Below are 14,524 nucleotides of genomic sequence, written 5' to 3' on the forward strand. Positions count from 1 at the left end.
AGGGAACCCGCACGGCCTTAACGGCTATCCCAATGGGACGTGCTTGTCAACCTCGATTGCAATCGGGACAGGTTCCATCTACAATCTCTTTAAATAAAAAAAGTGAAAACGGAATTCTTTTTAATTCTCATTCTCACTCTTTAAAAGTACTCGGGGCGGGACTTGAACCCGCACGGCCTTAACGGCCACAGGATTTTAAGTCCTGCGTGTCTACCAATTCCACCACCCGAGCTTGTCTTCGCTGAAGCTTCGACAAGCGCGGCTTGTCAAATTTATCAGTTTGAAGAAATAAAAAAAGTGAACATTAAGCTCACTTTTTTTGAGCGAGAGACGAGGTTCGAACTCGCGACCCCGACCTTGGCAAGGTCGTGCTCTACCAGCTGAGCTACTCTCGCAATAATTAATTTTACACCTTTTGTGTAAAACAGGAATGCAAAACTATGTAATTGCCCAATATTATCAATATTTATGTTTAAAAAATTAATAACTAAATTGATCACTTATGAAAATGATAAATCCCACAGAGCTTGCGATCGTATTATTTTCTTTGATCATCACACTGGCACTTCCGGGATTGGGGGTTCTTTTTGCTTTTATAGCCCTCTTTGCCTACCTGCTAATTGGCGACCGCCGTAAAAAATTTGAATCTGTTGGTTTTAACAGGCCAAAAAACTGGGTCAGTCTGATATTAATTACTCTGGTTTTTGGGATTATATTGGAATTGGGATTTCAAAGTATTGTCGAACCTGTTATTGAAAAGTCCTTGGGTTTTAAGCTTGATCTTAGCAATCTTGATAGTATAAAAGGTGATCCTTTTAAATATATGTTATTGCTTGCCATTGGTTGGTTGGTTGGTGGTTTTCTGGAAGAAGTTTTGTTCCGTGGCTTTTTACTCGATAGGATCAGTCAGCTTTTTAATAATAGAAAGCTCGGAAATATTTTGGCAATCTTGATTACTTCGACTGTTTTAGGTTTAGCGCATATGTACCAGGGCTACCCGGGCGTAATTGCAACAGGCCTTATTTCCGTAATTCTGGGCGTGGTCTATGTCCATTCCAATAAAGTTTTGTGGTATTCCGTCTTTATTCACGGATTCAACAATACAGTTGGAATTACTATAATTTATCTGGATTTGGAGAAAACCGTCAGTAATTTTTTTTATTAAGGAAGGATATATCGCATTAATAGAAAAATCCTTTTGCTGATATTATCTAATTGACTTTCGAATTGTAAATTCTAACTCCTTTGTATCTTTTTTTGTCTCCCCCAATGTCAAAAGAAACACTTACCCCGATAAGTCCTAATCCGATCAGGCCTACTGTAGGCTCATAGTCTGCCGCACTTTGTAAAAATGCCTGTGCAAAATTATAGCCGAACATGGCACCTCCAATGGCTCCTATTACCGAAGCTATTGTTTCATCTCTTTTTGAATTGTACATCATGGTATAGGATTCAGGCACATTCAATGTCAAATTGTATAAGTCCCTATGGTTTAGTTTTTGTCCCTGATAATAATAGGATTTACCAAAACTTCTTTTTATTGTAATTTTCTCATTTTTTGTAGTCGGGCTTTGTTTTTCTTTTGTCTCTGATGATGAGCTAATTGAGGACGCTGAAGTTCGTTCCGGTATTTTTTGAGGAAGTATATTAATAATCGTTCGTGGGTTCATTGCAAAGCTAAAGACCACTAATTCTGTTTTTGTCAGGCTATCCTGCCATTTAATATCATGCCTTGATGAGCCTCTTGCAATTTTCTTCATTTCAGCTTTAGTATCCTCATCGATAAGTTTTCGTTTCCCTATATCTTCACTTTTGGTTTTATAATTTGTGTTAATAGATGATTCGACTTGCTTAAATGTCTCCCAAACAGATACTAAATCCTCTTTGGAATTTATTAGCGTGTATTGAACTTTAATCAATTTATCCTGATCAAAATAATACTCTTGTACCGCCCCCTTGTCATTGATTTTGGTTTTATATTTTAAAAGTCCATCGCTTTCTGAAATGAGAAGATCCGATTTTGCTTCTTTAACCGCTTCTTTGGATGAACCCCAATTGTAGTTGACTTGAATTTGGGCCAAAGATTGACTTACAGCAATGACTAAACAAACAAAGGCTAATAGGAATTTCATAATTAAGATTTTAAATGAAGTAAGAAGCGCACAATAATATTAAATAGATTTTAGTCTCTCTGTCATGAAAGACAAAAAATTAAAAACCCAATATTTGAATTGCCCTATTGAATAGAAATCTTGTGTTGCAATGCTTCCAAATCCTTTTGTTTTTTATCCAGCTTTTTTCTTTGAGGCGTCATTGGACCGCCTTTTAAATCTTCCATATTTAGAGCAATTTTATACAGTGCTTCTTCGATGGTTTCAAGCAAAAGGCCTTTGTATTTTTCCGGTATTTGTATCATTTCTTTATTTCCCTCAAGTGAAAATAAGGAAAATGATCATTTTTAATTTCTATGCTTTCTTCTTCCCTATTATCCTTTTAAATAAATGTTTGCGGCTTTACCGAAATTATTTTGGAAATTCAATATGTGAACCAAGCTAGTTTTGATACCTGGACCTCTCTTTTTTTATTGGCTGCCTTTCAAGGTTTGTTTCTTTCATTAATTCTGTGGAAACAAAAAGAAGAATATCATCCCGGGCGGAAATTCCTTTCCGTTTTGGTAGGCCTGTTTTCGATTATGATGATGTACTATGTTGCATTCTGGACAGGATATAACAGATATGTGTTCGGCTTTGATGGACTATTTTTAATACTTCCCTTTGCCTTTGGGCCAATTTTCTGGGTCTATTTTCATAAAATAAATGGAGTTCGGCTTCCCTCCAATTTAAAGCTTCATTTTATTCCTCTAATACTCCACCTGAGCTGGGTGTTATCCTATAGGTTTTCGCTTTTTGCAGATTTGGGCCGTGAAACCATAATACTTACTTCAAATTGGATCGCTAATTTACAAGCCCTTCATGTATTAATATATGCCTTATTGATGTTTAGCATTTCAATTCAAGAAAATGAGGAGAACCGATTACTAAAATCATTTGCCAAAATCGCGTTTTTACTATTTGCACTGGCACATGCTTCCTATTATGCCATGGTCTTTTTTGACTCTTATGTTTTGTTATTTGATTATCTGATCTCATTTTCTATGGCATTATTTATTTATGGCCTGGCCTATACAGGTTTGAGATTTTCGAATTTTCAACAAAAACGAAATTCCGAACCGCTTCTGACTAAAGCTTCCCTGTCTTATTATTCAGCAATGCTTTCCGACATTATGGAAAAAGAACAGCTATATCTGGATGGGGATTTAAATTTAGATGCGCTTTCTAAAAAAATGGGTTTAAGTAAACACGCACTCTCTCAATTGTTGAATGGATATTTCAAAAAAAACTTTTCAGATTATATTAATTCATTTAGAATAAAAGAAGCGGAAAAACTACTCAGCTCTGATGAATACCAGAATTTAAATGTAATTGAAATTGCCTATCGCGTGGGATTTAATACAAAGGCCTCTTTTTACAATGCCTTCAGAAAAAAGAATCAAGTCTCGCCAAAAGAATTCCGGTCGCTGATTAATTCAAAAAGCGCCAGCCTGTCTTAAAAAGTAAAATTTTATAAGTTTTTACTTTTTCTAATCAACTATTCACATTATTTGAAATAAAAAATCATGCTAAAAGTCATTTTAAGTTTTCTGCTGCTCTGTTTTTCAACATGGTCATTTGCACAAAGCGATGCCTTTGATTTTTGGATTGGTGATTGGGATCTGACCTGGGAGGGTCCAAATAATGAAATTACAAAGGGTGAAAACATAATTGAAAGCATTTTAAATGAAAAAGTAATTCAGGAAAATTTTACATCACTGGAAGGAGATGAATCGAGCCGATTCAAAGGAAAAAGCTGGACGGTCTACAATCCTAATACCAATAAATGGAAACAAACCTGGGTGGATAACAGCGGGGCCTATTTGGACTTTGAAGGTTTTGTTGAAGATAGTCTCCTGGGATTTAAAAGAAGTTTTACTGATAAAAATGGCATTACAAGACATCAAAGAATGATTTTCTACGATATTCAGGAGGCTTCATTTGTATGGGATTGGCAAAGTTCCACTGATGCAAAAAACTGGACATTAGTTTGGAGAATAAATTATCAACGCAAGTAAAATAAGATCATGAAATCAATACTACTTACATTTCTATTCCTTTCAATTGTTCTTTTACCATCATTGGCTCAATTATCATTTACAAAGATCAACCAGCCCACAAATGACATAAGCAATCATCCGGCAATAAGTGCATATACCGGAGCCAGCTGGATTGATTATAACGGTGATGGCCATATCGACCTCTTTGTGAATTCCAACTTTCTCTATAGAAACGACAGCAATGGCATTTTTACTTTAAATAATAATATTGGAATCAACACCGCCAACGGATTGGGCAATGGAAATTCATGGGGTGATTTTGACAATGACGGCGATCCCGATCTGGCGCGAACTCACAGTCTTTCAGACATTCTGGAAAACAAGGACAGTCTATTTTTCAATCAAACTTCAGGACGATTGGAAAACCTGGTTTACAGAGGCTGGTCAACGGCATGGGGCGATTATGACAATGATGGTTTTCTCGATTTGGTCATGGTGCATCCACAGGGCTTTCTGGGGGCTGCTCAAAAAAATATACTTTACCACAACGATGGCGACGGGCGTTTTACTAGAATATTTAATGATGTTACCGATGATTTCTCTGCTTATACCGGCTGTACCTGGACGGATTTTGATCTGGACGGAGACCTGGATCTTTTTGTAGGAAGCGGTGAAGTCAGCAATTTATCGCAAGATGACATTTTTATAAACAAACTCAGCGAAACTGGCAGTGCAAATTTGATCAGGTTGGATACCGGTGTACTTGCAACGGACCTACGCGATGGACAAAACTGGAATTGGATCGACTATGACAATGATGGGGATTTGGATGGATTTGTTACGAATTACAATTCATCGAAGAGCAACGATTTTTACAAAAACGATGGCAACGGTGTTTATCGATTGTTGACATCCATAGAAGTTGGAAATATCGTCAGTCAATTAGGAGCCGGGCTTTCTAACCTTTGGGGAGATTTTGACAACGATGGCGACCTGGACTGTTTTGTCACCTTTGACGGAGGTCAACAGGACCGGTTTTACAGAAATGATTCATCATTTTTTAATGAAGTTACTTTGTCATTGAGCGCAACAGGCAGCTCTCGTGGAGCAAGTGCCGGCGATTATGATAACGATGGCTTTCTCGACCTTTTTGTAAGCTCAGCATCTGCTTCCAGTGTCGGACTTTACAAAAATGACGGAAATTCCAATAACTGGATAATTCTTGATTTGGAAGGCAGCATTTCAAATAAATCGGCAATTGGCGCAATGGTAAGACTAAAAGCCACCATTGATGGTCAGGCCGTCTGGCAAATGCGCGAAGTCAATAGCCAAAATTCTTTTTGCGGAGCCAATGATTTGAGAATGCATTTCGGATTGAGAGATGCTGCGCAAGCCGATTCAATCATTATCAACTGGCCATCAGGACTAATGAATGTTTTGGTCAATACAAGTCCGAATTCAATTTACAATATTAGCGAAAGTGTTCCTACAGGCTATATTAAAGCCAATTTTTCAGCCGACAATCTTATTGGGGAAGACTCCCTCAATGTAAAATTTTCCAATCTCAGCTTAAACGACCCATTAGATACAATAGTAAGCTATCAATGGGATTTTGATTCCGACGGCGTAATTGACGCCATAGACAAAGAACCTGAACATCTGTTTCAATATTCTCCAAATCCCTATTCGGTTAAACTGATAGTAAGCAATGGTGCCGGTTCAAGTGATACTTTAATTCGACAAGACTATATCACTATAAATAATGATATAAGTTCTTTTGAGAATTGGCCATTTAGTGATAATTCTAATTTTATATTTCCAAACCCAATAAAGAATTCATTTCGTGTAAGAGGAATTGAAAACTTAGAAAGTATTGAGATAACTGATTTAGGTGGCCGCACAATTATAAAAATGGATGTGTTGAATCATGCATCTGTTTTTACAATTCCATCAATTCCGAAAGGCTTTTACATCTTCAAACTGAAATCCGAAAAAGCTTTAATTGTTCAAAAAGTTATTATTCAAGACTAATCAATGAGTACTTTTATTGTAATGGCTTTACCGGGATTTGAAACATTAACAAAATAAAATCCCGAAGGAAGCCCATCAAAAGGTAAGTCAATGGTATTTAATCCATTTTCTACATCAATAATGAATTGACGGCTCAATTGACTTTCCGAATTGTAAACCCGAATCCAGATTTTATCCTTTAAAGCAGAGTGGTATTGTAAGGTGGTTTTCTTATACTGGCTCGTAGGATTTGGATAAATTTTCAATTCATTGTTCGAACCAATACTCAAACTGACTATCCTAAAATAGGTTCTTTGTCCATCAAAATCTACTTGTGATAATCTGTAGTAATTTGTACCGCTTTGGCTATTTTGATCGACGTAATTGTATGTTTTTCCTTCGGATTCAGGATTGCCGTCTATTCTTGCAATTTCTGAAAAGGTGCTTCCATCATCGGATCTCTCGAGAATGAAATAAGCATTATTGCTTTCATTTATGGTGGTCCATTGCAAGAGTGCCTTGCCATTTACTTCAGAAGCATCAAAATACAGAAGCTCGACAGGAAGTGGTTGCATTGAAGCTGATGCATGGATCCAAAATTCAGAAAAGGAGTCTGTTGAAATTTCTATGTAATTGGCTCCAAATTGTGTTCCATTGGAGTTCTGACCAATAAAAACTAAACTGGTGGCATCGCTATCATCAAATACACCATCTTCGGTTGGGCCTTTATATCTGCTTGTTCCCAAATCATTGATGGAACTGACATCGTCATCTGCCAGAGGTGTTGCGGCTGCCGAATCCTGAAGCTCACTTAATTCTGCATTTGTAAAATACAGTCGAACAAGTGCTCCACCTACACCGGGAACCGAGTCTGTACTTACCCGAAAATGTCGCGCCATATAGGCATCATTAAAATACACACCCGCATTTGCATCGACATAGGCATCAACGGTTATGGTTCCAAGTGGGGTGCCCTGATCATCTATGGCCATCAATACCTCATTGGATCCATTTACAATATATTGATTGTCATTAGAGCCCAATGATAAGCAGGTGCCAACACTTGTTGCAGCATTTATTGTTGTGGGTATCGCCGGAACAATCGTGGTAGATTGAAGAAAAGAGCAGCCATTGTCATCCATTACTTCAAAATCATATGAGGCGCCGTTGTTTACTGTAAAATATTGCTCCGTCGTATTGTAAATGGCATCGTAATTAAAACTGCCTCCGGTTTCCCTGTAATCGTAATTACCGCTGCCTCCAACTCCGAGCAATCCTACATAATTGCCAAGATCGCCGGCGCAAGAAATATTTACCGTGAGATCCGTTGGCGGATCATTCACGGTAACAGTTGAAGTCTGTCGTGAAGTACTAATGCAAGTACCGCAACCCGAAATACGAGGACCGTCCGTTACCCAGTCTGTAGCTGAATTCATATTAAATAAAACACCAAAAGTGCCATTGCCGCTGTAATCCTTAATAGTATCAGTACCCATACCTTCGCTTAATGGATAATACAGCTCAAGTCCTGTTTCATTACCAATTAGACACGAATTTCGATTATTGGATATTTCAACTGCTGACCTGTCGTAATTCCAAACCCTGATTTCTTTCAACTGACCCTGGAAATACAAATTATTTCTTCCCCCATTATAGGCAGCGGCTTCAGATCCATCAGCAATTATTCCTGCACGCGGACCACCAACGCCAATAGGTCTTCCACCGTGAGGGTTGACAGCTCTGGTGACTTCTACGCCATCTATATAAATAATTTTATCCGTGCCATCGTAAACGCCAGCCACATGATGCCAATTTCCATCATTTACCACATCGGGCGTCGCACTGTATAAATCATCTGTGGTACCAAGGTCATCAGTGGTTGAGAATCCAACTCTTCCATTATCTCCTGTAACATAAAGATTGAAATATTCACTTCTATCAAAATCGAGAATAGCCCAATTGTTATTAGTTCCGGAGCCAGATTCAGTTGTTCTTACATAGCCCTCAACCGTGAAAGATGAATATAAACCAACACTATCGTATACATTGGTTAAAGCGATGTAGTCATTAATTCCATCAAAATCTAATGCATTTGTTGAATAAATAGTATCATAAATGCCCAAATAAAAATTTTGACTGCTTGTCAATATTGGAGTAGTAAATGGAATTCCTGTACCTACTATATTTCCTCCACCAGGAGCATCGTACCAATAATAAAAACCGTTTGTAGAACCTGTTGCAGACAATGTGGCTGTTCCCGGGTTGCAGGTGTCAGCGTCTGTGGAGCTCGTAGGGTTAAGAGCTATTGCTGCTTGTACAGTATCGCTGTTAAAACAACCATTTGAACCCTCTACTCTTGCCCAATAAAAATTACCTCCGTTTATATTAATGGTTTGGGTTGTTTCGGTTGTAGACCACAAATAAGATACGAAACCAGCACCTGCATCTAATACTGTTGCACCCTGAGAGCAAAAATCAGATCCTAAATCAATGCTTGGCAATGGTAAAATGGTTGCGGTTACAGCAACTCTTCCAGTTTCGCAACAACCAGTTATTTGCGGGCCTGTACTCGTCCAGGCATTTGCAATCGGACTAAAATTAATAAGCGTGCCGTCCGCAGAAGCAACTATATCACTTAAGCTTGTCCCCGACTGATCATCCATGGTGTAATAGACTTGTAGGTTGGATTCATCGCCCTGGAGACATTCACTCATTTCTCTGACGATTTCAGCCTGAGTCTTGGCTTTATTCCAAATGCGAAACTCATCGAGCTGCCCGTTGTAATAATTATTTGGGCCTGTGGTTCCGTTAAAAGTTGTAGCTTCAGAACCAGTGCCTAGAAATCCATATCGGGTTGCATTTACTCCAAATGTTACTCCAGTATTCGTAGAATTATCCAATACCCCGTCTATATAAATAGAAACCAGGCCATTGTCGAATACTGCTGCCACATGATGCCAATTGCCATCATCAATTCTCGTTGTTGAACCAAAATCAAGAATACCGGAACTTGTGTTAATGTCAAAACCAATTTGTCCGGTTCCTCCTCCATCGCCATTTACTTCCAGTCGCCAAAATTCGCTTCTGTCAAAACTTGCTATAATTTGATCCGATCCATCCGAAGTGTTTAGCCAGGTCTCTACGGTCATTGCTGTTAATCCTGAACTGTTGTAAAAAAAATTATCAATGGCGATGTGGTCATCGTTTCCATCAAACAAGAGGGCATTGGTGATTATCGAACTGTCTTTCGCTGCCAGGTAAAAGTCCGTAGATGTTGAAATTATTGGACTGGTCACATTGGCTCCAATGGCAACCAGATTGCCACCTGTAGATTGGTCGTACCAATTATAATTTCCTGAAGAACCTGAAGCGCTTAGGTTGACTGTTCCGGTACCGCAATTAGAATCGGCAGCAGCAATCAGCCCGGTTCCATCAACTGTGTCAATTCTTGCGATAGCTGGTATTCTGGCACTTTCACAACAACCAAAAATTCCTAATCCCCCATTAATCCAATCATTTGCAGGGTTCATATTTTTTAAAGTTCCATTATTACCATTACCTGTTCTATCCGTAACTACGGATGCACCTGTACCGTCATCCATGCGATAATATAAATCCAAACCAGTTTCCCCTATGGCACATTTATCTTTAAACTCTGCAATCTCGCTTGCCGATCTTGCCACATTCCAAACTCTGAATTCGTCCATATCGCCATTGAAATAAACATTAGGTCCGGTAGTTCCGTCGAATGTATTAGCTTCAGAACCAACTCCAACAAATCCAAATCGTGTTGTGCCATTTCCAAAGGTCAATCCATTGGTGGTACTTGCATCCACAACACCATCTACATAAAGAGTGATTGTTCCATTATCAAAAGTGGCTGCCACATGATGCCAATTGCCATCATCAACTCTTGTGCTTCCCCCAAAGTCCACGATGCCGGAATTTGTATTTATGCCTATTCCAATTTGGCCTGTCCCTGCAGAAGCACCGTTTATCTCAAAACGCCAGTATTCAGACCTGTCAAAGCTTGCAATCATCTGATCAGCCCCGGAACTGGTTCTTATCCAGGCTTCAACCGTTAATTCAGTTAATCCCGAACTTGAATAGCTGTAATTTTGAATTGAGATATAATCGTTCGAACCATCCATGTCCAAGGCATCATCAGTAATGGTGTCAAAAGCAGAAGCGTAAAAAGTGTCAGTGGTAAAACTGCCGACAGTAGTATAAGTAGAACCTGTGTCAATAATTGGCCCACCCGTTGAATCAGCATACCAGGCATAATATCCTGTGGAGGATCCGACCGTTAAATTTAAACTGCCATAACAAATGGTAGAATCATCAGTAGTTGTAGGATCCGGACATTGAGCTTTAGTAAAAATGAATATAAAGCACAATGCACATGATAGAACTAATCTTTTGATCAATTGTGACATTTTGGATGGAAACCAGAAAAATTTAAAATTGTTTAAGTCCTTATAATAGATTCAGGAAAGCAATCATAAGTAACTCATATTTTAATAATCAAAAACTTAGGGCAAATATAATATAGATTTGCTAATCCATTAAACTCCTACTTCATGTATTGTTTTTAATCGATAATCACATTTTTAAATATTTTCCATGAATGTTAAAATAGTTGGAAACCCAATAGAAACATGCCAAATTTGGTATAATTGCATTTAATGGTGCAAAAATCTTACCTGTTGCGTTTTTTAAAGGTCTTTAAAAAACATATTATTTTGATGTAAGTTTTATAATACTTTTACATTAAAACACAATTTAATGGAATTATCATTGAACTTCTTACAACCTTTCACGAGCTTTGTCGTAAAATTGAATACCAAAAGCTAAAACCATTAATCGCTTGAAATACCATATAATCCTTTTGTTTGTGATAACGATATGCTATTCGAATTCAAATGCTGTTAATTTCAAATCCGTAAGTTCAGGAGATTGGTTAAATGTAAACACATGGAGTCAAAACGGAGTATCTCCGGCATCGCGAACACCTCAGGGTGGAGATACCATATTTATTGAAAGCAGTATTAAAGTTACAATTACTTCAAATTTAAATTTTACCGCGCAAGCACCACTTTACGTAGAAATATACGGTATACTGGAGTTTTTAGGTGGTGGCTCTAAATTAAGAACTTCCGCCGGGTCAGGTGTAAAAGTTGTCCCCGGTGGTTCGATAATTCCTTCAGGATCAGGTGGGGGCAGCAGTAAAACAATAGAAATTGGAGGAACAACGGTTTGGAAAGCCAGTAATGGGCCAATTACAACGTCAATTGATTATGGCACCACACCGGCAGCGCCTTTACCTGTAAGCTGGGTAAAAGTGGAAGTGCAAAATTATGAGGGAAGTAATATCATTCAATGGATAACCGCAGATGAAGAATTTACTTCTTACTTTAATATAGAAAGAAGCAATGATCTAATTTCATGGGTTTCCATTGCTCAGGTCGATCCAAATGAAAGTGGTAATTATAACTATTTGGATAATTCATTCAAGACTGGGTTTAACTATTACCGTGTCAAGCATATTGAAACTAATGGCACTGAAAACATATCTACAATTGTAAATGTATTTAATGATAAAAATCAAATAACAAGTATTAGCTTATATCCTAATCCTTGTGTTTCGAATATAAACATCAAGGGATTAGAGAATACCAAAGTGAAAGTTAAAATTATATCACTGAAAGGTGAATTGTTTTCACCAAACAGTTTTCAGAGTATTGATGGCTTAACTTTAGATGTAAGAAACTTACAAAATGGAAATTATGTATTAATGATATCCGGAACCGGAATTCAGGAATCCATACCATTTATCAAAAATTAATTCCGCAACGCATTAAATCTATTTCAGCTTTTATTTATTTGCTCTCTTCTGACTATTTTCGCAGCCAATTTTAACAAAAAACAAATTTTCCTGTTTAGAGGCTATGCGAAAGCTGAATACATTACTAATTTTTTACCTATTCACCTTGCAATTCCTTTTCGCTCAGGAAAAATTCACTTTAAGTGGAAATATTAAGGATGCGGCAAATGGTGAAGATCTTATCGGTGCGGCCGTTACAGTAAATGGTACATCAACCGGAGCAGTAACTAATTTTTACGGTTTTTATTCATTAACACTTAGGGAAGGAAGCTACACTATAAAAATATCTTACTTGGGCTATGAAACCGTTAGTCGCCAGGTAGAACTCAATTCTGACCTTAGGCTCGATATAGAAATGCAACAGGAAGAAGAACAATTGGAAGAGGTGGTTGTAACGGCAGATCGTGAAGATGCCAACGTTACAAGTACGGAAATGAGTGTAAACAAACTTGATATTCGCACCATAGAAAAAATGCCTGCGCTTTTGGGAGAAGTAGATGTCATAAGAAGCATACAGTTACTTCCTGGGGTTTCGACAGTTGGAGAAGGTGCCAGCGGATTCAATGTAAGAGGTGGTAGCGTTGATCAAAATCTTATTTTGCTCGATGAAGCCCCCGTTTATAATTCTTCGCATTTGTTCGGTTTCTTTTCGGTTTTTAACCCCGACGCAGTAAAGGATGTAAAACTGATCAAGGGAGGAATACCTGCTCAATACGGAGGGCGACTTTCTTCGGTATTGGATATACGAAACAAAGAGGGAAATCTTAAAACTTTTGGAGCGACCGGCGGTGTCGGACTTATTTTTAGCCGTTTAACGGTAGAGGCCCCCATCGTAAAAGATAAGGCTTCTTTTATTATTGCCGGAAGAAGGTCTTATGCCGATGTGCTGGCAAAACCCTTTCTGAATGAAGACCTTTCTGGGAGCCAATTCTATTTCTATGATCTTTCAGCAAAAGTCAATTATAAAATAAACGATAAAAACCGTGTATTTCTTTCGGGCTATTTTGGTAGGGACGTATTTGGAGCAGGGGAAGATTTTCGATTCAACTGGGGCAATGCAACCGGAACTTTAAGATGGAATCACATTTTTGACGATAAGCTTTTCTTTAACCTTTCGCTTATCTATTCGGACTACGATTACGAACTCGGCTTCGGAAGCGGGCCAGATCAATTTAACTGGAACAGCCGATTGTTCAATTACAGCATTAAACCGGAATTCGACTGGTTTCTGAATAATAACAATCACATTACTTTCGGAGCACAAAGTATTTTATACGATTTCGAACCGGCCAATGCCGGTGGTATAAGTGAAGGGATTAGCACTGACATCAGTCTTGACAATAAATACGGTTTGGAAACTGCTTTATTTATTGCCAATGAACAAAAAGTGGGCTCAAGAATAGCTTTAAACTACGGATTGAGATATTCATTATTTGACTATATGGGCCCCGGAACGGCCTATGATTTTGGATACATCGAACCCAATGCGGGCAGTAAACCGGTAATCGGATCAGAGAATTATGGCCGTTGGGAAACCATTCAGATCTATGACAATTTTGAGCCCAGGTTCTCAGTTCGATACGAATTAAATGCATCTAGTTCTGTAAAGGCCAGCTATAACCGTATGGCGCAATATGTGCAATTGGTATCCAATACCACTGCCTCTATTCCTTTAGATGTGTGGAATCCAAGTACCAATAACATTGAACCTGCGATTGCCGACCAATGGGCTCTTGGCTATTTTAAAAACTTTAAAGAAAATGCCTACGAAAGCTCAGTTGAAGTATATTACAAGGAGAGTCAAAATTTATTGGAATTTATTGATAATGCCGATTTGTTGATCAACCAGTTTCTCGAGGCTGACCTACTTCCGGCCAGAGGAAGAGCCTATGGTGCGGAATTCTTCTTAAAGAAAAAAGTAGGGCGGATCAATGGTTGGCTGAGCTATACCTTGGCACGATCCGAAAGAAGGACTCAAGGGGTTAATAATTTTGAATGGTATCCATCGAGATTCGATCAAACACATAACATAAGCCTCGTTGGTTTTTACGATTTCTCAAAACGCGTATCGGCGTCAGCTAACTTTACCTACATTACAGGAACACCTGCCACCTTTGCAACCAATGGTTATTACGTTCAGGGCTTTTATGTACCTCATAATCCACAGGGTAAAAGAAATAATTACAGAAACCCGGCCTATCACCGCCTGGATTTGTCTTTGACTATTAATGGAAAAGAAGTGAAGAAAAATGGCGAGGAGAGAAAAAACCGCGACTATCTGGTAATTTCAATTTACAATGTATATAACAGAGCCAATGCTTTTAGCATTTTTCAGGAACAATTTGATTTTGAAAGACGAAAACTTCAAACCCAACCCGGACAACTGTTACCCGGTGAATCTTTTACACCTCAAGGGACTAAATACTCGGTCATTGCCAGAATAATACCTTCCATTTCTTACAATTTTGAATTTTAAAAGA

9 protein-coding genes and 2 tRNA genes are annotated in these 14,524 nt (G+C 38.2%); 6 read left to right on the forward strand and 5 right to left on the reverse strand.

Going from position 1 to position 14,524, the window contains the following annotated elements:
- Positions 1-147: 147 nt before the first annotated feature.
- Positions 148-232: transfer RNA gene (locus HZR84_07180), tRNA-Leu, on the reverse strand.
- Positions 233-322: 90 nt separating this feature from the next.
- Positions 323-395, reverse strand: a tRNA-Gly gene (locus HZR84_07185).
- A gap of 113 nt (positions 396-508) precedes the next feature.
- Between HZR84_07185 and HZR84_07190 the strand changes: the two genes are divergently transcribed.
- Positions 509-1,165 (forward strand): CPBP family intramembrane metalloprotease, encoded by a 657-nt coding sequence (locus HZR84_07190; GenBank protein QNL21729.1) that lies wholly within the window; start codon positions 509-511, stop codon positions 1,163-1,165.
- A gap of 46 nt (positions 1,166-1,211) precedes the next feature.
- On the opposite strand, the gene HZR84_07195 is transcribed toward HZR84_07190, so the two are convergent.
- Together HZR84_07195 and HZR84_07200 are read right to left on the reverse strand one after the other, a co-directional pair.
- On the reverse strand, positions 1,212-2,132 hold the full coding sequence (locus tag HZR84_07195; protein ID QNL21730.1) for a hypothetical protein: 921 nt from the start codon (positions 2,130-2,132) through the stop codon (positions 1,212-1,214).
- A 104-nt stretch (positions 2,133-2,236) separates the two neighbouring features.
- Positions 2,237-2,416, reverse strand: coding sequence for a hypothetical protein (locus HZR84_07200; protein QNL21731.1), 180 nt, complete (start codon positions 2,414-2,416; stop codon positions 2,237-2,239).
- A gap of 126 nt (positions 2,417-2,542) precedes the next feature.
- On the opposite strand from HZR84_07200, the gene HZR84_07205 reads away from it, so the two are divergent.
- From HZR84_07205 to HZR84_07215, 3 genes are all read left to right on the forward strand, one after another.
- On the forward strand, positions 2,543-3,610 hold the full coding sequence (locus HZR84_07205) for a helix-turn-helix transcriptional regulator (protein ID QNL21732.1): 1,068 nt from the start codon (positions 2,543-2,545) through the stop codon (positions 3,608-3,610).
- Between the two features lie 66 nt (positions 3,611-3,676).
- On the forward strand, positions 3,677-4,168 hold the full coding sequence (locus tag HZR84_07210; GenBank protein ID QNL21733.1) for a hypothetical protein: 492 nt from the start codon (positions 3,677-3,679) through the stop codon (positions 4,166-4,168).
- Positions 4,169-4,177: 9 nt separating this feature from the next.
- A complete protein-coding gene (locus tag HZR84_07215; GenBank protein ID QNL21734.1) occupies positions 4,178-6,181 on the forward strand; it encodes a VCBS repeat-containing protein in 2,004 nt (667 codons plus the stop codon).
- Here HZR84_07215 and HZR84_07220 read toward each other — a convergent pair.
- Positions 6,178-10,587: a T9SS type A sorting domain-containing protein gene (locus HZR84_07220; protein ID QNL21735.1), complete on the reverse strand. Its 4,410-nt coding sequence runs from the start codon at positions 10,585-10,587 to the stop codon at positions 6,178-6,180. The two genes, HZR84_07215 and HZR84_07220, sit on opposite strands and share 4 nt — an antisense overlap.
- A 440-nt stretch (positions 10,588-11,027) precedes the next feature.
- On the opposite strand from HZR84_07220, the gene HZR84_07225 reads away from it, so the two are divergent.
- Positions 11,028-12,005, forward strand: a complete 978-nt coding sequence (locus HZR84_07225; GenBank protein ID QNL21736.1) for a T9SS type A sorting domain-containing protein — start codon at positions 11,028-11,030, stop codon at positions 12,003-12,005.
- A gap of 103 nt (positions 12,006-12,108) precedes the next feature.
- On the forward strand, positions 12,109-14,520 hold the full coding sequence (locus HZR84_07230) for a TonB-dependent receptor (GenBank protein QNL21737.1): 2,412 nt from the start codon (positions 12,109-12,111) through the stop codon (positions 14,518-14,520).
- Positions 14,521-14,524 lie beyond the last annotated feature (4 nt).

Origin of the sequence: Hyphobacterium sp. CCMP332 (assembly GCA_014323545.1) — a bacterium.
Classification (GTDB): Bacteria; Bacteroidota; Bacteroidia; order Cytophagales; family CCMP332; genus CCMP332.

Bases quoted from the DNA above. Each gene is read 5' to 3' on its own strand.
- HZR84_07190 (QNL21729.1), top strand. From the start codon at position 509: ATGATAAATCCCACAGAGCTTGCGATCGTATTATTTTCTTTGATCATC.
- HZR84_07215 (QNL21734.1), top strand. From the start codon at position 4,178: ATGAAATCAATACTACTTACATTTCTATTCCTTTCAATTGTTCTTTTA.
- HZR84_07210 (QNL21733.1), top strand. From the start codon at position 3,677: ATGCTAAAAGTCATTTTAAGTTTTCTGCTGCTCTGTTTTTCAACATGG.
- HZR84_07195 (QNL21730.1), bottom strand. From the start codon at position 2,132: ATGAAATTCCTATTAGCCTTTGTTTGTTTAGTCATTGCTGTAAGTCAA.
- HZR84_07230 (QNL21737.1), top strand. From the start codon at position 12,109: ATGCGAAAGCTGAATACATTACTAATTTTTTACCTATTCACCTTGCAA.
- HZR84_07200 (QNL21731.1), bottom strand. From the start codon at position 2,416: ATGATACAAATACCGGAAAAATACAAAGGCCTTTTGCTTGAAACCATC.